Below are 20,506 nucleotides of genomic sequence, written 5' to 3'. Positions count from 1 at the left end.
TGGTGGTGCAGGTGAGGGAGTCGGGGCCGCGGCGACCCGAGATCGACATTAGGTTAGCCTAACCATTGCTTTCTGCCGTCGGCCCCCCGGCGGCGTCCCGTCCGCCGGCTCCCGGAGCACCACCATGCACGACGTCATCCCCCGTTCGGAGCCGCCCGAGCGGGCCGAACCGGCCGGAGGAACCGCGCTGCCCGCGCCGGCCACGCCGCCCACCCCGGCCAAGCTGTCCTCCCCGCCCGCGCCCGCGGCCGCGGCCCCGGCAGCCCCGGCGGACTCGGCGGATCCCGCGGACCTGTCCGCCCCGGCGGCCCCGGCGGCCCCGGCGGACTCGGCGGATCCCGCGGACCTGTCCGCCCCGGCGGACCCGGCGGCCCGGCCGCGCAGCCGGAACCGCGCCCGCGCCCTCGGCCTGGTCGCCGCGCTGCTCCTGCTGGCCGCCGTCCTGGTGCTCAGCGTCGCGGTGGGCGCCAAGGCGCTCTCCCCCGCCGAGGTCTGGCAGGGCCTCACCGACCCCGACTCGCCCGCCTACACGGTCGTCAACCGGATGCGGGTGCCGCGCACCCTGCTCGGGCTGCTCGCCGGTACGGCGCTCGGACTGGCCGGCGCCGTCATGCAGGCCGTCACCCGCAACCCGCTGGCCGACCCCGGGCTCCTCGGCATCAACGCCGGCGCCTCCGCGGCCATCGCCTCCGCGATCGCCTTCCTCGGCATCGGCGGCTTCACCGGCTACGTGTGGTTCGGCCTGCTCGGCGCCGCCGTCGTCTCCGTCCTGGTGTACGCGGTCGGCGGCGGGCGGCAGGCCACCCCCGCCAGGCTCGCCCTGTCCGGCGCCGCGCTGAACGCCGCGCTCTACTCGTACGTCAGCGCCGTGATGCTGCTGGACTCCGCCTCGCTGGACCGGATGCGCTTCTGGACCGTCGGTTCGCTCGCCTCCGCCGTGCCCGCCACCGTCGCCGCCGTCACGCCGTTCGTCCTCGTCGGCCTGGTGCTCGCGCTCGCCCTGGCCCGCCCGCTCAACGCACTGGCCATGGGCGAGGACGCCGCGCAGTCGCTGGGCGCCCGGCCCGCCCGGGTCCGCGCCACCGCCATCGTCGCGGTCACCCTGCTGTGCGGGGCGGCCACCGCCGCCTGCGGGCCGATCGTCTTCGTCGGCCTGACCGTGCCCCACCTGGTGCGCGCCCTCACCGGGCCCGACCTGCGCTGGATGCTGCCGTACTGCGCCGTGCTCGCGCCGGTGCTGCTGCTCGGCTCGGACGTGCTGGGCCGGGTGCTCGGCCGGCCCGGCGAGCTCCAGGTCGGCATCGTCACCGCGGTGCTCGGCGGCGTGTTCTTCCTCCTCTTCGTCCGTCGCGGAAAGGCGGCCCGGGCATGACCGCGACCACACCCCCCGCCGGCCGCACCGAGGCCGCACCCAACGTGCCGGCCGCCCGGGCCGCCCGGGCCACCGGCCGCACCAGGGCCGTCCGCACCGCCGGCGGCCTCTCCGTGCGCTACAGCCCCCGGGCGGTGGCCGCCGTCACCGTCCTCGTGCTCGTCGCCCTCGCGCTCGCCGTGGTCACACTCGGCCGCGGCGACTACCCGCTCGACCCCGTCGAGGTGATCCGCGCCCTCACCGGCGGCGGCGACCCGGCGGCCGACTTCATCGTCAACGAGCTGCGGCTGCCGCGCGTGGCCACCGCGCTGCTCACCGGCGCCGCGCTCGCGCTCTCCGGCGCCGTGCTCCAGGCCCTGGTGCGCAACCCGCTCGGCAGCCCCGACATCCTCGGCCTCACCCAGGGCGCCGCCTCCGGCGCGCTGCTCGTCGTGGCGGCCGGCGGCGGCAGCCTCGCCCTGGCCGGCGGCGCGGTCGCGGGCGGGGTCGGCGCGGGGGCGCTGATCTGGGCCCTGGCCTGGCGTCAGGGCGTCACCGGCCACCGTCTGGTACTGGTCGGCATCGGCGCCGCCGCCGTGCTCACCGGCCTCAACGGCTACCTGCTCACCCGGGTGAAGCTGATGGAGGCCGCCCGCGCCCTCCTCTGGCTCACCGGCAGCCTCGACGGACGCGGCTGGGACGACGCGCTGCCGCTGCTGGCCGTCCTCGCCGTCCTGGTCCCCGTCGTGCTGTTCGCCTGCGGACCGGGCCTGCGGATGCTGGAGATGGGCGACGACGCCGCCGTCGCGCTGGGCGTGCCGGTCGCGCGGATCCGCGTCGTCCTGCTGGCCTCCGCCGTCCTGCTCGCCTCGGTCGCGGCGGCGGCCGCCGGACCGGTGTCCTTCGTCGCGCTCACCGCCCCGCAGCTGGCCCGCCGGCTCACCCGGGCCCCCGGCCCCAACCTCCTCGCCTCGGCCGCCATGGGCGCCGCCCTGCTCGTCGCCGCCGACCTCGCCGCCCAGAGCGCCTTCGGCGACCGGCAACTGCCCGTCGGCGTGGTGACCGGCGTCCTCGGCGGCGGCTACCTGGTCTGGCTGCTCGCCACCCAGCACCGCGCCGGCAGGCTCTGACCCCCCGCCCGGCCGTGCGCTCCGCCCCCTCCGGGTGCGCGTCCGGATGCCAGAATGATCACCGCGACACGGGGTGGAGGACCAGTTGAGCGAGACACGTGAGCAGGGGCCGACGGCGGAGGACGCCGAGGGCCTCCGGGCCTGGACCCGGTTCGACGCCGCCCACACCGGGTTCATCGCGGCCCAGGAGCGGTCGAGGCAGGAGGTCCGACAGCTCCAGGCCGACCAGGAGGTGCACGAGAAGGCCCTGCGCCGGGCCAATGCGGCGGAGCTGTCCTTCCGGACGGCCTCGAACGAACGCCAGCGTTTCGAGGCGCAGATCCTCAACGGGAGCAGGACCTACCGTCAGTTCAAGAAGCAGCACGACGCGACCTGGGCGAAGCTCAACGCACTGAAGGCGAGCCCCTCGTCGGATCCCTCCGCCGTCCGGAAGGCGCACAGGCAGGTGGAGGAGTCCGCCGAGCACCTGCGGACCCTCACTGCCGTGGTCCTCACGGAGGGGACGGAGACGGCCGAACCCAGCCGGCTCGAAAGGCTGAAGGCGGCGGAGGACGCCGCCCTTCGGGCCAAGCGCACTGCGGGCGAACGCCTCAAGGAGATCAAGAAGCACCTCCTCGGCCGACGCGCGTTCCGGCAGCGGATCGCGGAGGCCTTCACGGCGGCGAAGGACGAGCACGACGCCGCGTTCAAGGCCCTGACCGACCCGCAACAACGGCGCCGCGCAGCCGTCCTGATGTTCCGGGCCAAGCACGGCCTCGACACGACGGACGCCGCCACGCCCGAGCACGGCCCGGACACGGTCGACCAGCCGTCGGCCAACCGCCCGGACGGCCGCATCTGCCCGGTGTGCGACGCCGGAGGCCTGTTGCCCGGGCAGAGCCGCCACCGGCGGTGCGACCGGGCTTCCCGTGCTGACGGCGCAGAGGACACCGGGGACTCCGAAAGCCCCGCGAGCACCACGAGCCCCGCGAGCACCACGAGCACCACGAGCACCGAGGACGGGCACGCAGTGGCGCGCCAGGCCCTCCGGATCCCGCGGCCGAGCCGGTACCGGGACCTCGTCGACGAGGTGGAGCAGCGGGAAGGGAGCACGCGCGGCCGCCGGGTCGCCGGCTCCGCACGCCCGGTGCGAATACCTCAGGCCCGCGAGGCCGTACTGCTGCGCTGCGGCGGCAAGTGCGAGAACCCCGGGTGCGGGGGCCAGCCGGACGACGTCACGGACGGCGGTCAGCCGCTGCTGGAGGTCGACCACATCGACGAGATCGGCGGCGGGGGACGCGACCACCCGGCGGCCATGGCGGCGCTCTGCCCGAACTGCCACGCGATCAAGACGCGCGGCCGGAGCCGGGAGGCCCTGCGCGAGATCCTCGCGGCGGTCGCCGGGCGCGAGCACCGGGCGTGGATGGCCCGGCCGTAGCCTGCCGACGCCCGGCGGGCGCCACGGCCCCGCCGCCGTAGGGCCGGTCGGGGACCGACCCTCCCTCAGCGCCCCGCGCACGGGGAAACAGGCCCACGCCCCCGGCGGCCTCGCTGCCGTCAGGCCTTGGCGAGGTTCTTCTCGAATGCGGCGAGGTAGTTGGACAGGTGGTGGTCCTTGATCCCGTCGGTCTCGGGAGCGAACAGGTCGGCGCGCACGCCCTTGGCGCGGTCCTTCAGGCCGGCGACGAGCGGCATGCGCTCGTGGAGCTTCCCGTCCGCGTCGAAGTAGCGCAGCGCCTCGACGTGCGTGAAGACCGGCTCGGGCGGGAGCTGGGGGACGATGTCGTTGTTGTTGACGAAGCGGTAGCAGCGGTCCCGGAAGGCCGCGTTGTGGGCGCCGGCGAGCAGCCGCTCGCAGGTGCGGGGCTGGCCGAAGGTGTAGACGCCGTCGGGCAGCAGCTGCGGCTCCTCGAAGTACCAGCGGGCGCCGGCCAGCATGGCGAGCGCGCCGCCCAGGCTGTGGCCGGTGAACCAGACGGTCTGGCCGTCGGTGCGCAGGTCGCGGACGGTGTCGCGGATCTGCGGGTAGACGGACTGCAGGGCCTGGTGGAAGCCGTAGTGGACGAAGCCCTTGTTCGCCGGGCCGGGGACGGGCGGGGTGTTGACGTCGGTGAGCCAGTCGTGGATCTTCAGCACCTCGGTCCCGCGGAAGCCGGCGACGATCATGCGGTCGCCGGCCATCACGTAGGCCTGGGTGTCCTCGATCGGGAACGGCATCCGGTGCGTCGACTCGAAGTGCCGTACCTCGTCGAAGCCCCAGGAGCGGGCCGCCTCCTCGATTCCCGCCCGGTCCAGCGCGGCGAGTCCGGCGGCCTGCGCCATCCAGTAGGCGTGCGGGAGGGAGTAGCCGGTCGTCGAGTGGTCCAGGGCGGGGATGGCCATCGGGTGTCCTCCGGGGAGCGGGGCGCAGCGGGTCACCCGGCAACGCAGTCCCGCACACGAACGACCGTGAACCGGCCGCGCCCGGGACCACCCGTACGGCCCTGGACGCGCCACGGGCCGTCGGCCGGGCGCAAGCCGGGCGCCCCGGCCGGCGCGTCAGCTCCGCTGCCCGCGGGCGGGCTGCTCCGGAACGGCCGTGGCCGCCTGGTCCGCGGGGACGTCGTGGACCCAGGTGTGCCAGGAGAGGGTCCGGCCGTTCCCCGACACCTGTTCGGGCTCGTCGTCGGTGGGGCGGAAGCCCAAGGCCCGTGCGACGGCGATGCTGGGGGCGTTGTCGTCCTCTATCTCCAGCACCAGCCGGGGCAGTCGCAGGACGTGGTGGGCGTAGTCGGTCAGGAGCCGCACGGCACGCAGGGCGAGCCGTCGCCCACGGTGGGCGGTGCCGACGGCGTACCCCATGGTGCCCCGGGAGAGGTTGAGCATGACGCCGCCCAGGGGCTCGTGGCCGTCGGTCGTGATCGCGAGGTGGAGTCGTTCCCCTTCGGATCGGGTGCGCTCGATCGTCTCCAGGTACTCCCGTGCGGCGTCCAGGTCGAAGGGCGAGCGGAGCGTGGTCCGATCGGCGATGCCGGGCTCGTCGAACAGCTCCACCATGGCCGGCAGGTCCGCGCCCGCCCACTCCCGCAGTACGAGGTCGTCACCGGTCAGCAGCACGGGTGAGAGGGGCAGCGGCATGGAGTCCTCCGGAGGGGTGGTGACCGGGCGTCGACCTCACCCTTCCCAGGCACGGTGCTGTCACCCGTGCGGGGTCGCCCCGTCGGGCCAGGCGCCCCGGGCCGCCAGGCCGAGGACCAGGGCGGCGATGTTCCAGGCGTCGTCCTCGCCGCTGTGGTGGCGCCCCTCCAGCGGCAGGCCGGCGATCTGCAGGGCATGGGCCATCCCCGGGCGCTTGCGCAGCCCGTGCGCCTCGGTGAAGACCGCCTTGGCGTTGGTGTGCCGCTGTCCGAAGGGGTACGCGGTGCCGGTGGCCCGGCACTGCCGGGTGAACTGGTGCCGGTCGTAGTCACCCCAACTGGCCCACGGCCGGGCCCCGGACCGGTGCTCGGCGGCCAGCAGCCGGCAGGCCTCCGCGAAGTCGAGACCGGTGTCGACCTCGGCCTGGGTCAGCCCCGTCAACTCCGTGCAGAAGCCGCTGACGGTGGACCGCGCGGGCCGGACCAGGATGCGGTGCCGCCCGACCCGCTCACCCGTGCCGAGGTCGACGACGGTCAGCCCGATCTCGATGATCTCGCTCACCGCCCCGGGCGGCGGTTGTCCTTCCCAGCACGTCGCCTCGACATCGACGACATTCAGCAGTCCCCCAGCGGTTTCCATGCCGCCGAGCGTAGGGAGCCGAAGGGCCGGCGGTCATCTCGATTTCCCGCCGCCGGCGCCCCCGGCCTACCGGCGTCGGGGCGGACGGGCCGTGACTCTGCGGTGCCGGCCGGCCTGTGGCCGGGCCCGCTGCGGCGCGGAGCCTCACGTCCGCGGCGTCCTGGACCGCCTGAAGGCCGACGTCCGAGGTTCGGATCGGATCGGATACTCGCCGGGCCGGGCCGGGCCGGCGAGTAGCCGCGAGGTTCTGCTCGCCGGCCCGGGCGCGTCGGGTGGTCAGTGGCGGTGGTGGTTGTCGGGCTGGGCTGGGTCGCCGGGGTGTTCGAGGCCGGGGACGAGGGTGAGGCGGGTGGCGCGCGCCCGGTCGAGCCAGCGGACGAAGGCGGCGCGGCGGGCGGCGGCGCGGACGGTCGCGGCGGGGTCGGGACGGGCGGGCACGGCGCCGGGGAGCCCCCGGCGGGCGGCGGTCCAGCCCCCGGCGGTGACCCATTCGTCCGGGGCGGCCGCGCGGAGGGCGTCCGCCAGGGCGTGCGGCAGGGTCGCCGGGTCGGCCTCGCAGCTGCCGCCGTCGGGGAAGGCGAGGTGCCAGAGGGCGGGAGCGACGGCGGGCTCGGTCATGGTGCGGTAGTGGGCGACCTCCTCGGCCGAGGGGGTGACGGCGGCGGTGACGGCCTCGTAAACGGCCCGGACCGCCGCGCTGCCCTCGTACGCGGCGGCGGTGATGGAGCCGAGTTCGACGGCGGCCTGCTGGTCGAGGCGGGCGGGGGCGGCGGGGTGGACGGTCAGGCCGCGTTCGGCGGCGACCGCCGCGCACAGCTCCTCCGTCAGCAGTACCTGGGCCACCCAGCGGGCCAGTTGGCGGTCCTCCCCGCTGCCGGGTTGCGGCAGGGCGGAGGCACGCGGGCCGGTGCGGAGGGCGGCGAGGCGGCGGTCGAGGCCGGTGCGCGGCAGCGGCCGGCCGTCGAGCAGGCCGAGCACCGGGGCGTCGGCGGGCCCGGTCGGCGCGGGCGTGGCCGCGAGGGCGACGGCGGACGCGAGGGCGGGGGCGGTCACGGCTCGACCACCACCGCGACGGTGGGGGCGTACTGGCAGCGGCCGAACCACATCACCTTGGCGAGCGCCCAGTAGGCGCCGGGGTCGGCGTCCTCGGGGGCGGCGAGGGCGAACTCCTCGACCGATTCGGCGCCGGCCGCGAGGGTGAAGCCCCGGACCGGGGCGGCGACCGTCTCCCAGGTGCCCCAGGGGGAGACGAGCTGCAGCTCGCCGCGGATCTCGCCGCGGGTGCGGTTGGCGAGACGGACGCCGAGCACGGCGTGGCCGCCGGGGGTGAGGCGGACGGTCCCGACGGTCGCGTCGACGGTCAGGCCGGTGTCGCGGCCCTCGGCGGACTTGGTGCCCTGGGCGGCGGTCCAGTCCTCGGGGGCGTCGCCGGGGACCGGCAGCAGGTCCGGCAGGTCGCCGACGGCGACGGTGACCACGTCCTCCACCTCCTGGCCGTCGTACGCGATCCGGACGGCGGCGAAGTACAGGCCGGACGCGGCACCGGCGGGCGGGGTGAGGGTGACGGGGAAGCGGAGGTGCCCGCCGGCCTCCAGGCGGTAGGGACGGGCGCCGAGGCTCGCCGTCCAGCCCTCCGGCGGGAGGATCCGCGCCGTGCCCTCGACGGCGGTGTCCCGCAGGTGGGAGGAGAGCGCCACGGAGAGGGTGACCGGCTCGCCGGCCGTCCGCAGCAGGCCGGGCGAGGCGCCGACCGAGACGGGGAGGTAGCCGAGCGGTGCCGGGCCCCGGTTGTGCAGCCAGTACCGGGCGTGAACGGGCTGGGCCTCCTCGGCGACCGGGCCGAGGACCGGACCGGCGGCGGGTTCCGCGACGACGGGCCGGGCCAGCACGGTGGCGATCCGCGAGCCCGCGAGCGCGAGGCCTGGGAGACCCGTGAGGTCTGTGAGGCCTGTGAGGCCCGCAGGGCCCGAATCCGCCGACCCCGGGACCGCCGCGCCCGGGACCGAGCCCACCGGGACCGAGCCCACCGGGCCGGTCGGCCGTTCCAGCAGGTCCGCCGCGTGCAGGTCGGTCAGCCCGAGGGCGCCCCCGAGCGTCACGTCCGCGCCGAGGCCCGTGGACTCGACCAGGCGGACGGCGAGTCGGTCGCCGGCCGGTGCGGCGGAGCCGTGGGCGATCGGGTTGCCGGCCGGTTTGAGGGCGCCGAGCAGGACCCGCCGGGCGGGTTCGACCCGCAGCCAGGACAGCGCGGCGGGCAGCGGTCCGTCCTGGGCGGGAACCAGGCGGGCGTACAGCGGGTGGGTGAACTCCTGCCCCTGGGAGGGGAGTTCCTGGGAGCGCCAGTCCCCCGGCCCGCCGGTCAGCGCGTAGTGGAACTCGTGCGTCCAGTGCTGGAGCTGGAAGGACGCGCCGTCGGGCAGGGTGCGCCGGGGCGGGTCGATCCAGACGCCCGAGGGCCAGCCGGTGCAGGAGCGCATCAGGGAGAGGTGCAGCGCGCCGGTGGCGTCGACGGCGAATCCGGGCAGCCCGTAGCTGAGCAACGCCACGGTGTGGTCGGCGAGTTGCTCGGAGGCGTGGACCGGCCCCGGGCAGCCGGCGGCGATCCGGGCGTCGGCGAGGTCGGCGGCGAGCGCGGCCGGATCGGTGACGACCAGGGCGGGCAGGGCCCGCAGGTCGCGCAGGTCGGCGCCGGGCTGCCAGACCTCGGCGAGCGGGGTGAGCGCGGGCACCCAGACGGCGCCGTGCTCCTTCAGCGCCGCCGCGTACTGCGCACCGGCCGATTCGATCAACTCCCGGGTGGCGTCGTTGGTTTCCGGCCCGCCGAGGAGGATCCGGAAGTCCGGGAGGTTCGAGTCGACGTCGAGCCAGCCGTACCGGGCCCAGTCGGCGCCGGAGGTGGTGGCGGTGACCCCGACCCGGGCCAGTGCCACGACCAGCTCCCGTGCCCCGGAGGCGGATTCGAGGTCCGGGACGACCACCTCGGCGACACCGAGCGCGCGTTCGCCGAGCACCGCGCCGGAGACCGGGTCGGTGAGCGTCACGCGGGCCGTGGAGCCGAGGCCGAACCAGGTGTTGGCGGGGTTGTCCAGGGTCCACGGGGCTTCGGCGGAGTCGACGTCGGGCAGGGCGAAGCCCCGGCCGACGACGGCCCCGGCGACCTCGCTGACCGGCAGCCCTCCGGGCACGTCGACGGGGAAGCGGAGCCGCAGCAGCCGGTCCGCTCCCGTGTAGTCGACCACCCTGGTCCGGCAGTCCACCCGGTCCAGGCCCCGCCACAGGGTGACGGTCTGCTCGTACCGGAGGCCGCCTCCGCCCCCGTCGACGGTGCCCTCGCCGACGGTGCCCTCGCCGACGGTGCCGCCGATGATCAGGCGCTCGCCGAGCGGGCCGGTCTCGCGGCGGACGTCGGCCGGCCGCGCGCCGGAGCCGGTCACCGGCCCCTTGGGGACGAGGTGCCAGGGGCCCTCGCCGAAGTCGGGGTGCTGCGGGTACTCCTCGTAGACGCGCAGTTCGTTGCCGATCCGGCCGTCCTGGATCAACTCCCGTCCGTGCAACAGGTCCTGGACGGAGGACAGGCCGCCGCCCCGGGCCGGGTCGGCGGTCACCCGGTACCGGTCGTTGGCGATGGTGCACCCCTCGGCCGCGGACCAGGCGGTGTCCTCGGACGCGACGGCGGCCGGCACCAGCCGCCAGGTGCGCCAGCCGAGCGCGGGCACGCCCTCGGCCAGGAACCGCAGGGTGCCGCGGTCGACGGCGCTGGGCACCTCGGCGCCGGTGTCGTCCAGCACCCGCACCGGGGACCGGTTCCCCCGGGGCAGCCGGACGGCGACCAGGTCGGTGCGGTCGAAGGAGAGCGTGTTGGTGACGACGACGGCCTCGCCCTCCCCCGTCGTGTCGATCCGCCCCGCCAGCGCGTCCAGCGCCCGGTCGCGGACGTCCGCCGCCAGGTCGTACGCCTCCCGCCAGCCGCCGAGGAGGTCCAGGTAGACCTGGTCGGACTCGGAGCCGGTGATCGCGTCGTGGTGTGCGCCGTAGGCGAGTTGGCGCCAGACCTTGTCCAGTGCGGCCGCCGGGTACTGCCCGAGCCCCTGCACCGCGGCGAGGGTGGCGAGCTTCTCGGCGTCGACGGCGGCGACCTCGCCCGCCCGCTGGGCCTGCTTGGTGTCGATGTAGGAGACGTCCTTGCCGGTGTAGACCGGGTTCATGTCCCGGGTCTGCGGGCTCGGCCGGCGGCCGCTCGCGGCCAGTTCGGCGCGGACGGCGTCCAGGAAGTCGCGCGGGGTGGCGCAGACGAACCGCGGCCAAAGGTACTTGGCCGCCCAGGAGCGGTGGATCGCGGTGACCCACTTGTTGGGCGGGGTGTAGTCGGTGCCGACCGGCAGCAGCAGGTTCTTCGTCGCACCGACCGGCTTGAGCTTCCGGTACAGCTCGTGGACGGCCTGTTCGGCGGTGGCGAGGTCGGCGGAGGAGTCCATCCACCAGCCGGCCGAGTAGTGGTGCGGCATGTAGTGGGTGAGCACGCCGTCGCCGGAGGGCGCGATCCACTCGAACTCGCTGGGGAACTGCATGACCCGCGCGTCGTCCTTGGCCTCGCGGAAGTTCTTCTGGATCGGGCCCCACTGGTGGAACGGGCCGCGCGCCCAGGCGCTGCCGGTGAGCCCGGCGGCGGCGAGGTGGCCGGGGAACTGCGGGTCGTGCCCGAACACGTCGAGCTGCCAGGCGGTCCGCGGATCGCCGCCGAGGATGTCGCGCTGGTAGCCGATGCCGTACACGATGTTGCGGATCGTCGTCTCGGCGCCGGTCAGGTTGGTGTTGGGCTCGTTGTAGGTGCCGCCGACGAGTTCGACCTGGCCGCGTTCCAGCAGCAGCCGCAGGGTCTCGCGGCGCTCCGGGTGCTGGTCGAAGTACGGCTTCAGGTAGTCGACTTCGGCGAGCACGAACTTGTAGACCGGGTCCCGCAGGGCGAGGTCCAGGTGGGCGTCGACGAGGGCGAAGCCGTTGCGCTCCCAGAGCGGCCGGGTGGTGGCGTCGGCGGAGAGCAGCTCCCAGGGCGAGGTGTAGGCGGCCTGGGTGTTCCACCAGACCGGGTCGTAGTGGAAGTGCGAGACCAGGAACATGGTCCAGCCGGGTTCGGCGACCTCGACCACGCCCTCGACCACCCCCTCGGCCACCCCTTCAGCCCCGGCCCCGGCCCCGGCCCCGAACCCGACACCGGCCCCGGCCCCGGACCCGGCCCCGGACCCGGTACCGGACTCGGCCCGGGCGCCGACCTCGACCGGCAGCCGGTCGCCGACCGCTGCTCCGGTGATCTCCAGGGGGACTTCGACCAGCCCCGTACCGGTCGCCTCGCCGCGCACGCCGGGGCCGGTGACGGTGATCCGGGCGGGCGGGCCGTCGAGGGTGACCCGCAGCAGCTGGCGCGGGGCGTCCTCGGGTCCGGTGAACAGGTCCGTGCTCTCGACGGCGGTGATGGTGACCGACACGGGGCGGGTCCTTTCCTCGTGGAGCGGAGGAGCTATGCGCCCCAGGCCTCGAACTCGTAGATGCGGGCGGCGGGGTCGGTGTTCTGGGTCGGCTTGGTGACCACCAGCCGGACGTGGCGGGCGGTCGTCGTCACCGGGTGGGTGGTGGTGCCGGCGGTGTTGCCGGTGACGGTGGCGACGGTGGTCCACGGGTCGGTGTCGGCCGAGCGCACCTGGACGGTGAAGTCACGGGTGTTGTAGCTCGCGCTCTCGCCGCCGGCCTGGGCGTGCTTGACCACGAACTTCGACAGTGCCTTCGCCGAACCGAGGTCCACCTCCAGCCACTTGCTGCCGGTGGTGGTGCACCACTTGTCGCCGTTGCCGCCGTTGACCGTGCCGTTGACGGCCTTGGCCGGGCCCTCGTTGGTGTTGCACTGGCCGGAGGCGGTGGCCGGGCGGTTGAGTGCCAGGTTGCCGCCGGCCGGCGGGGTGCCGGTCCAGGAGACCGTGGCGGTGGCGGCGGTGGAGCGGCCGTACTCGGTGGAGACGGCCTCGACCTCGATCACGGTGCCCGCCTCGGTGCCGGCCCGGTCCAGCCGGTTGACGAAGTAGGCGTCGGACGGGGTGGCGCCCAGGTAGCCGCGCGTGCCGTCGGCGTTGCGCCGGTACAGCTCGTAGTGGTGCACGGTGCCGCTCGTCGAGGGCGTCCAGGAGAGCCGGAGCGACTGGCTCGCGCCGGCCACCACGTCGCTCGCGCCGAGCACGGTCAGCCCGCCGGGCGCCGCGGGTGCGTCCACCATGCCGTCGAAAACGGCGAGTTGGCCGATCCTGACGTCGTAGGAGGGGTTGGATCCGGCGGCCTGGAGGCCGATCTGGGCGATGGTGCGGCCCGCGTAGGCGGAGAGGTCGAGGGTCTTGCGCTCCCACCCGGAGCCGGAGTTGGCGCCGAGGTCGAGGGTGGTGAAGGTGGTCGGCGCGTCGGTGAAGGAGATCGCGGCCTTGAGCCCGGTGGCCCCGGCGGCCGGCGACTTGACCACGACCGACAGCTTGCTGTCGGCGGCGACCGGGAGCCTGGTCTGGTACAGCCGAAGGGTGTTGACGGCGTTGAGGTTGCCGGTGAGGCGCAGCGAGGAGCCGCCCTCGTAGGCGTCGGTGAAGTCGACCGAGGGGGTGAGCTTGGCGCCGGTCGAGGACACCAGCCAGTGGTAGGTGGGCGGGACGTCCTGGAGCGAGAGGTTGTTCCAGCCGCCGGTGGCGACCCGGGTGCCGGCCGCGTTGTGGAAGTCGCCCTCGCCCGAGGAGAAGTTGGTGACGAAGGGCTTGGCGGTGATCGGCGTGGACTCGGCGACGTAGCTCGCGAGGCCCTTCCAGCTGGACGAGGTCGAGGTGTCGGAGGGGTCGTTGTTGGCGCCGACCCAGTAACGGGCGTCCTTGGCGAGGTAGTCGGCGCGGTCGGTGGCGGACTTCCAGGTCCATTCGGGCCGGTAGAGGCCGAGCGAGGTGGTGTGCGGCCCGTTCGCCGGGAAGAGGCTGTTCCAGTCGACGCCCGTGTTGTAGCCGTTGGCCTCGGTGTCGATGCCGGAGTAGAGCTCGTACTCGCCGCGGCCGAGGCCGCGGGCCAGGGTCCGGGAGGAGTTGAGGCCGCTGGTCGACCAGTTGAAGTTGAGGAACATGGAGTCGGAGGTGCGCTTGGTGCCCTCCTGGAGGAAGGCGTCGTTGGCGGAGGTCAGCGCGTTCTGCCAACTGACCGGCCCCGACTCGGTCATGGCGTCGTACCACATGAAGTCGGTGCCGGTCTGCGCCTTGGTGTACTGCATGAGGTTGCGGACCTCGCCGGCGAGCGCCGAATCGCCGCCGCCGGTCTCCTGGTTGATGAACCAGCCGTCGAAGCCGTAGTACTGGGCCGCCTGGGCCAGCTTGTCGGCGACGGGGTAGCGGGAGCCGGACTTCTGGACGAAGTCGCGGACCCACTGGAGCTGTCCGCCGTACGCGGCGGGCGGGAAGAAGACGGTGCCGTAGACCTTGACGCCGTTGCGGTGGGCGGCGTCGATGACGGTCGGGTTGGGGGCGAGGATCAGGCCCTCTCCGGCCGAGCCGCCCCAGAAGACCAGCTTGTCGACGTACTGCCAGTAGCCGAAGGCGTAGTAGTTGGGGTCGGCGGAGCCCTGGGAGGGGTTGTTGGAGGTGGGGCCGAAGGAGACCAGGGAGGCGATCTTCCCTTCGCCGGCACGGGCGTTGGGGTTGGCCTTCAGCGCCGGGTCGCTGGTGCGCGGCTGGAGCGGGACGCGCGAGCGGTTGAACCGGGCGTCGGGGTCGGTGGCCGGGTCCCAGTTCAGGATGGTGCTCGGGTACCAGTACGAGGCGTAGGGCTGGGTGCCGGCGGCGGCGCTCGCCGCGGCGGGGGCGGCCGGGGAGGGGACGGCGGGGGAGGGGACGGCGGGGGTCGGGGCGGCCTGGGCGGCGGTGGGTGCGGTGCCCAGGACGGCGGCCCCGAGGGCGGCGCTCAGCAGCAGGGGTATCCGTCGTGACATGCGGTGACTCCGATCGAGCGGAGGAGGGTGGGGGCGGACCGCCCGGGGTGGGGCCGGTCCGGGGTGCATGTGTGCGTGGTGATGCCGGTGTTTCCTGAGGCCGGACGGTGCGGCGCGCTGGGGGGCGGCGTGAACGGCGCGCGGTTCCAGCTGCGTGCGGACCGGCGGGGTGACCGCGGGCGGTTCGGCGGACGCCCGCCCACGGTGGCGCGCCGAGCGGGGGTCGCTCGGCGCAGCGAGGCTAAACCGGTTCAGAGGTGCTGTCAACGGTGTCGGCGGGGACCGCCCGGGAGGGTGCGGCGGCTCCGCGCGCCGCGCCGGCCCGCTCCGGCCCGTCGGCCCGCACCGGCGCACCGGCCCCCACCGGCAGGTCGGCGGCCGGCGGCGAGGTGGACTCGCGGACGGTCAGCCGCGGGGTCGGCATCTGCAGGTCCCGGCCGGGCCCGGCGTCGTCGATCACCGCGAGCAGGCTGCGCGCGACCTGCTCGCCGAGGGCGAAGGTGTCCCGGCTGAGCGCGGTGAGCGGCGGGTGCACGATCCGGGCGAGGACCGAGTCGTCGAAGGAGACGATCGACAGCTCGCCGGGCACCGCGACGCCCATCTCGCCGGCCACCCCGAGGCCGGCCACCGCCATCACGTCGCTGTCGTAGACGATCGCGGTGGGCCGCCGGGGCCGGGAGAGCAGGGTGCGGGTGGCGGCGGCGCCCTCGGCGTCGCTGAAGTCGGTCGGGACCGACACCGCCTCCTCCAGGCCGAGCCGCCGGGAGGCGTCCCGCAGGGCGCGGATCCGCCGCTGGGTGTGCTGGAAGTGGGGCAGTCCGGCCAGGTGGGCGATCCGCCGGTGCCCGATGGCGGCGAGGTAGTCGACGATGGAGAGCATCGCCTCGCGGTCGTCGGCCCAGATCCGCAGCGGGCCGGCGCCCTTGCCGGGGCCGCCCAGGACGACGGCGGGCAGGCCGAGTTCCTCCAGCACCGCGAGCCGCGGGTCGCGCAGCTGGAGGTCGACCACGATGAAGCCGTCGACGCGGTGCTCGGAGGTCCAGCGCCGGTAGACCTCGATCTCGGCCGCGGTGTCCTCGACCACCATCAGGTGGAGGGCGACGGAGCGGGCGGAGAGCACGGCCTGGAGGCCGGAGAGCAGCTGGCTGAAGAACGGCTCGACACCGATGGTCCGGGCCGGGCGGGCGATCACCAGCCCCACCGCGTCGGCCTTGGCGCCGCCGAGGGCGCGGGCGGCGCTGTGCGGCCGCCAGTTCATCTCCTCGGCGACCCGGAGGATCCGGGCCCTGGTCGCCTCGCTCACCCCGGGGCGCCCGTTGAGCGCGAAGGACACCGCGCCCTTGGAGACACCGGCCTGGCGGGCGATGTCGGCGATCGTCGGTCTGCCCACGGGTTCCGACTCCTCTCTTGACATCCAAGTTTAGGCGGGAGCATAGTCCCTGCAACAGCTAGACCGGTTTAGTAAGACAGGTTCTGAAACCCGGCGCAATCCCCGAAGCATCCCCCCGGTGCACCACGCCGAGCACGTCAAGCAGCCCCAACCACCCCTGACCGCCTCAAGAACCCCCAAAACCTCCTCAAGCACCCCGAAGAAGCACCCCCGAAGAAGCATCCCCCACCCATTCCCCAGGACCGGGAGACCCTCATGCGAAGAATCCGGGCGGCATTGACGACGGCGGCGCTGGCCGCCACCGTGCTCACCGGCTGCGGACTCGGCTCCGACGGCAAGAGCGACGACAGCGCGGCGAGCGCCGCCGCGACCGGCGAGGTCAAGGGCAAGGTCTCGCTCCAGACCTGGTCGCTGAAGCCGAAGTTCACCGACTACGTGCAGGGCGTGATCGACGGCTTCAAGCAGAAGTACCCGGGCGTCGAGGTCGAGTGGCTGGACCAGCCGGGCGACGGCTACTCCGCCAAGGTGCTCAGCCAGGCCGCCGCCGGCACCCTGCCCGACGTGGTCAACCTCCCGCCGGACTTCGCCCTCCCGCTCGCCAGGCAGAACCTGCTGCTCGACGCGGCCAAGGCCGACCCGAAGCTCGCGGACGAGTACGTGGCCGGCGGCGTCGACGCCTACCGGTTCGCCGGCCTGGACGGCACCTACGGCTATCCGTGGTACCTCAACACCGATGTGAACTACTGGAACTCCGAGCTGCTGGGCAAGTACGGGCTGGACCCGAAGAACCTCCCCGGCAGCCTCGACGAACTGATCGCCCAGGCCCGGATCATGAAGGAGAAGTCCGGCGGCTCGACCTACCTGATGAGCCGCAAGCCGGGCCTCGGCGACCTCGTCAACGCGGGCGTCAAGGTGATGTCGGAGGACGGCAAGTCGTTCACCTTCAACACCCCCGAGGCCGCCGCGCTGCTGGACAAGTACCGCGCCGCGTTCAAGGACGGCCTGCTGCCGAACGACGTCCTCACCAACACCTACGCCGGCAACTCCAAGCTCTTCAACGCCGGCACGGCGGCCTGGACCACCGGCGGCGGCAACCTCATCACCAGCCTGGCCGTCGACAACCCGACCCTTGCTCCGAAGATCGTCTCCTCCCCGGCGATGGGCACCCCGCCGCTCTACGTGCAGGGCCTGTCCATCCCGAAGAGCACCAAGAACCCGGCCGCCGCCGTCGCCCTGGCCCGCTGGGTCACCAGCGCGGAGAACCAGGCCAGGTTCGCGCAGCTGACCAGCATCTTCCCGTCCACCAAGGCCTCGTCCGGCGACCCGTTCTTCAGCAGGAGCGACGGCACCAACGCCGGCGACGCCAAGGTCGTCGCCTTCACCTCGCTCGCCAAGGCGAAGATCATCCAGCCCGTCCAGGTGGACGACGCGATGAGCACGATCATCAACCAGCAGTTCGCCCTGGCGATCAGCGGGGACACGAGTCCGAAGCAGGCCCTGGACACCGCCGTCGAGCGGTGCAACCAGCTGCTCAAGGGCTGATCCCGCCCCCGGACCCCACCAGTACCGACGGAGCGGCGGCACCCCCGGCGGGCCGCCGCTCGCCGGGAACGCCCCGCACCGCTCGCCCCAGGAAGGCATCGGCATGACCCACCGGCGTTGGTTCACCCCCTGGCTGCTCGCCGGGCCCGCGATGATCTGGCTGGCCGTCTTCAACCTCTGGCCGGCGGTCAACACGGTGATCCTCTCGTTCACCAATGCCAAGCCCCTGGGCGGCGGGCATTTCACCGGCCTCGCCAACTACGAACGGGCCTTCAGCGACGAGCAGTTGGCCGACGCGCTGCTCAACAGCATCGTCTACCTGCTGATCTGCCTGCCGCTGCTGACCCTGCTGCCGCTGCTGCTCGCCCTGCTGGTCCAGCGCAGGATCCCCGGCATCACCGTCTTCCGCACCGCCTTCTACTCCCCCGTCGTCGCCTCCGCCGTCGTGGTGGCCCTGATCTGGGGCTGGGTGCTGGACGACCGCGGCCTCGTCAACGGTGTGCTCCAGCAGACCGGGCTGGCCGACTCCCCGGTCCCCTTCCTCACCGACCGCTGGCTGCTGCTGCTCAGCGCGATCGCCCTGACCACCTGGAAGGGCCTCGGCTACTACATGGTGATCTACCTGTCCGCCCTGGCCAACGTCGGCCGCGAGCTGCACGAGGCCGCCGCCGTCGACGGCGCGAGCTCGCTGCGCCGGTTCTGGCACGTCACCCTGCCGGGCGTGCGGCCGACCATGGTGCTGGTCTCGGTGCTCATCTCGGTCTCCGCGCTGCGGGTCTTCTCCGAGCTGTACGTGCTCTCCAACGGCACCGGCGGCCCCGGCGGGCGCGACATGTCGGTGGTCATGCTGATCCAGATGTACAGCCGCGGCTTCACCGGGCACCTCGGCTACGCGTCGGCGCTCAGCCTGCTGCTCTTCTTCATCACCCTCGGCCCGATGCTGCTGCTGACGCGCCTGAACCGGAAGGCGGCCTGAACCGTGACCCGCACCGCCGCCCCCGTCCCGCCGCCCGCGCCCTCCCCCGCCACCACCGGCCCCCGCACCGGCGGCGGCCGCGGCACCGGCGCCGGGACCGGCCGCAACCGCCGGACCCGCAGCTTCGACAACCCCGGCCCGCTCCGGACGGCGGGGCGCTACCTGCTCCTGCTCGCCGTCCTGCTGCTGGTCATCGGCCCGTTCCTCTGGCAGCTCTCGACCTCCCTCAAGGGCCCGGGCGAGGACGTCTACACCGCGACCCCCAGCTTCTTCCCGAAGGACCTCACCTTCTCCAACTACGGCAAGGTCGCCGACACCATCCCGGTCTGGACCTACGCCGCCAACTCGCTGGTCGTCGCCGCGATCGCGATCTTCGGCAACGTGGTCGGCTGCACCCTGGCCGGCTACGCGCTCGCCAAGCTGCGGTTCCGCGGCGCCAAGCTGCTCTTCGGCCTCCTCCTCGCCACCCTGATCCTGCCCGGCGAGGCCACCATCGTCTCCCAGTACGTCACCGTGCGGGGGCTCGGCCTGGCCGACACGCTCACCGGCGTCGCCCTGCCCGGCGCGATCGCGATGCTCAACGTGCTGCTGATGCGCACCGCCTTCGCCGCCGTGCCGCCCGAACTGGACCAGGCCGCGCTGGTCGACGGCGCCAACGTCTGGCAGCGCCTGTGGCACGTCGGCCTGCCGAACGTGCGAGGCATGCTCAGCGTGATCGTGATCTTCACCTTCATCGGCGCCTGGGACGACTTCCTCTGGCCGCTGATCGTGCTCAACGACCCGCAGAAGTACACGCTGACCGTCGGACTGCAGTACCTGAACGGCACGTTCACCACCAACCCGCGGCTGATCGCCGCCGGCACCATGATCGCGTTCGTGCCGATCGTCGTGGTCTTCGCCGTCTGCCAGCGGTTCTTCTTCAAGGGCGTGGAGGAGGGAGCCGTCAAGGGATAGGCCCGTCCGCCCCACCCGTCGCCGATCCGTCGCAGCCCCGACCACCCGTCGCCGCCCCGACCGCCCCGCGACGGCCGCACCCACCGAGGAAGCTCACCGAGCATGACCGCCGCCCAGCCCACCTCCCCGGCCACCGCCCCCCTCCCACGGCCCGCCGCGGCCGCCCGGCCCGACGCGGCCCCGCGCTTCGGCGTCAACTACACCCCCACCGCCGGCTGGTTCCACCACTGGCTCGACTTCGACCTCGACGCCGTCCGCGCCGACCTCGACTCGATCGCCGCGCTCGGCCTCGACCACGTCCGGGTCTTCCCGCTCTGGCCGGTCTTCCAGCCCAACCGCACCCTGATCCGCCCGCGCGCCGTCGAGCAGCTCACCGCCCTGGTGGACGCGGCCGGCGAGCGCGGCCTGGACGTCGCGGTGGACGGCCTCCAGGGCCACCTCTCCAGCTTCGACTTCCAGCCCTCGTGGACCCAGACCTGGCACCGGCGGAACATCTTCACCGACCCGGACGTGCTCGACGGCCAGGCCGCCTACCTCCGCACCCTGGCCGCCGCCCTCGCCGACCGGCCCAACTTCCTCGGCATGACCCTCGGCAACGAGGTCAACCAGTTCTCCGGCGAGCCGCACCCCGACCCGGACCGGGCCACCCCCGGACAGGTCGAGGCCTGGCTGCACCGGATGGTCGGCGCCTGCGAGCAGGGCGCGCCCGGCCGCCTCCACCTGCACGCCTCCTACGACGCCGCCTGGTACCTGGACGAGCACCCGTTCACCCCCTGGCACTCGGCCCGGATCGGCGCCGCCACCGCCGTGCACTCCTGGGTGTTCAACGGCACCGCGCAGCGCTACGGCGCCCGTTCCACCGCCTCCGACCAGCACGCCGCCTACCTGGTCGAGCTGTCGAAGGCCTGGGCGCGGGACCCGCACCGCCCGGTCTGGCTCCAGGAGGTCGGAGCGCCGGCCCCGTACATCACCGCCGAGGACGCCGCCCGGTTCACCGGCGCCACGGTCGGGGCGGTGCTGGACTGCCCCGACCTGTGGGGCGTCACCTGGTGGTGCTCGCACGACGTGGACCGCGCGCTGGCCGACTTCCCCGAGCTGGAGTACAGCCTGGGCCTGCTCACCACCGACCGGCGGGTCAAGCCGGCCGGCGCCCGGCTGGCCGCCGCCGTCGCCGCGCTGCGCGAGGACTGGCGGGCGCCGGCCCCGCGGACCACGGCGGTGGTGGTCGCCACCGGCGACGAGGTCACCGCGCCCAAGCGCTCGGTCTGCGGCCCGGGCGGCACCGTCTTCGAGGCGTTCATGCGGCTCGCCGAGGCCGGCGCCCGCCCGACCACGGTCCTCGCCGAGCACGCCGAGGACACCGCCCACCTGTCCGCCCGGGGCATCACCGAGGTCGTCCACCCGGACGACGTACGCTGACGCCACCTCCCACGTC

At 74.1% G+C, this 20,506-nt stretch carries 14 protein-coding genes; 7 read left to right on the top strand and 7 right to left on the bottom strand.

Annotation, left to right across the window (positions count from 1 at the left end; genetic code table 11):
* The first annotated feature begins 124 nt into the window (after positions 1-124).
* The 3 genes from AC067J_RS15915 (at position 125) to AC067J_RS15905 (ending at position 3,898) form a co-directional block, all read left to right on the top strand.
* Complete coding sequence (locus AC067J_RS15915) at positions 125-1,372, top strand: FecCD family ABC transporter permease (protein WP_478299503.1); 1,248 nt, start codon at positions 125-127, stop codon at positions 1,370-1,372.
* Positions 1,369-2,481 (top strand): FecCD family ABC transporter permease, encoded by a 1,113-nt coding sequence (locus AC067J_RS15910; protein WP_478299501.1) that lies wholly within the window; start codon positions 1,369-1,371, stop codon positions 2,479-2,481. Before AC067J_RS15915 ends, AC067J_RS15910 begins: the two co-directional genes overlap by 4 nt.
* 85 nt (positions 2,482-2,566) lie before the next feature.
* Positions 2,567-3,898: an HNH endonuclease gene (locus AC067J_RS15905; protein ID WP_478299499.1), complete on the top strand. Its 1,332-nt coding sequence runs from the start codon at positions 2,567-2,569 to the stop codon at positions 3,896-3,898.
* 119 nt (positions 3,899-4,017) lie between these two features.
* On the opposite strand, the gene AC067J_RS15900 is transcribed toward AC067J_RS15905, so the two are convergent.
* The 7 genes from AC067J_RS15900 to AC067J_RS15870 all read right to left on the bottom strand — a co-directional run bounded on the left by AC067J_RS15900 (position 4,018) and on the right by AC067J_RS15870 (position 15,599).
* Positions 4,018-4,842: a lipase family protein gene (locus AC067J_RS15900; protein WP_478299497.1), complete on the bottom strand. Its 825-nt coding sequence runs from the start codon at positions 4,840-4,842 to the stop codon at positions 4,018-4,020.
* A 156-nt stretch (positions 4,843-4,998) separates the two neighbouring features.
* The gene (locus tag AC067J_RS15895; RefSeq protein WP_478299495.1) at positions 4,999-5,577 is read right to left on the bottom strand and encodes a GNAT family N-acetyltransferase; all 579 of its coding nucleotides are present in this window, start codon (positions 5,575-5,577) and stop codon (positions 4,999-5,001) included.
* A 60-nt stretch (positions 5,578-5,637) separates the two neighbouring features.
* On the bottom strand, positions 5,638-6,216 hold the full coding sequence (locus AC067J_RS15890) for a 3'-5' exonuclease (protein WP_478299493.1): 579 nt from the start codon (positions 6,214-6,216) through the stop codon (positions 5,638-5,640).
* A 276-nt stretch (positions 6,217-6,492) separates the two neighbouring features.
* Positions 6,493-7,269: a DUF7158 domain-containing protein gene (locus AC067J_RS15885; RefSeq protein WP_478299491.1), complete on the bottom strand. Its 777-nt coding sequence runs from the start codon at positions 7,267-7,269 to the stop codon at positions 6,493-6,495.
* Positions 7,266-11,699 (bottom strand): glycoside hydrolase family 38 N-terminal domain-containing protein, encoded by a 4,434-nt coding sequence (locus AC067J_RS15880; protein ID WP_478299489.1) that lies wholly within the window; start codon positions 11,697-11,699, stop codon positions 7,266-7,268. The genes AC067J_RS15885 and AC067J_RS15880 overlap by 4 nt, the downstream gene beginning before the upstream one ends.
* Positions 11,700-11,731: 32 nt before the next feature.
* Positions 11,732-14,209 carry an endo-beta-N-acetylglucosaminidase gene (locus AC067J_RS15875; RefSeq protein ID WP_478299487.1) on the bottom strand — a complete coding sequence of 826 codons (2,478 nt, stop codon included), beginning with the start codon at positions 14,207-14,209 and terminating at the stop codon, positions 11,732-11,734.
* A gap of 241 nt (positions 14,210-14,450) precedes the next feature.
* On the bottom strand, positions 14,451-15,599 hold the full coding sequence (locus AC067J_RS15870; protein WP_478299486.1) for a LacI family DNA-binding transcriptional regulator: 1,149 nt from the start codon (positions 15,597-15,599) through the stop codon (positions 14,451-14,453).
* Positions 15,600-15,854: 255 nt separating this feature from the next.
* Between AC067J_RS15870 and AC067J_RS15865 the strand changes: the two genes are divergently transcribed.
* The 4 genes from AC067J_RS15865 (at position 15,855) to AC067J_RS15850 (ending at position 20,490) form a co-directional block, all read left to right on the top strand.
* On the top strand, positions 15,855-17,141 hold the full coding sequence (locus tag AC067J_RS15865; protein ID WP_478299484.1) for an ABC transporter substrate-binding protein: 1,287 nt from the start codon (positions 15,855-15,857) through the stop codon (positions 17,139-17,141).
* Between the two features lie 103 nt (positions 17,142-17,244).
* Positions 17,245-18,117: a carbohydrate ABC transporter permease gene (locus AC067J_RS15860; RefSeq protein ID WP_478299482.1), complete on the top strand. Its 873-nt coding sequence runs from the start codon at positions 17,245-17,247 to the stop codon at positions 18,115-18,117.
* Positions 18,118-18,120: 3 nt separating this feature from the next.
* Positions 18,121-19,071: a carbohydrate ABC transporter permease gene (locus AC067J_RS15855; RefSeq protein WP_478299480.1), complete on the top strand. Its 951-nt coding sequence runs from the start codon at positions 18,121-18,123 to the stop codon at positions 19,069-19,071.
* 102 nt (positions 19,072-19,173) lie between these two features.
* Entirely contained in the window at positions 19,174-20,490 is a 1,317-nt protein-coding gene (locus tag AC067J_RS15850) for a glycoside hydrolase 5 family protein (RefSeq protein ID WP_478299478.1), read from the top strand.
* Positions 20,491-20,506: the final 16 nt, after the last annotated feature.

It is taken from the genome of Kitasatospora sp. NPDC042419 (assembly GCF_056437345.1).
Note: the sequence above shows the minus strand (reverse complement) of the source record. Positions and strands in the feature narration are given on the sequence as shown.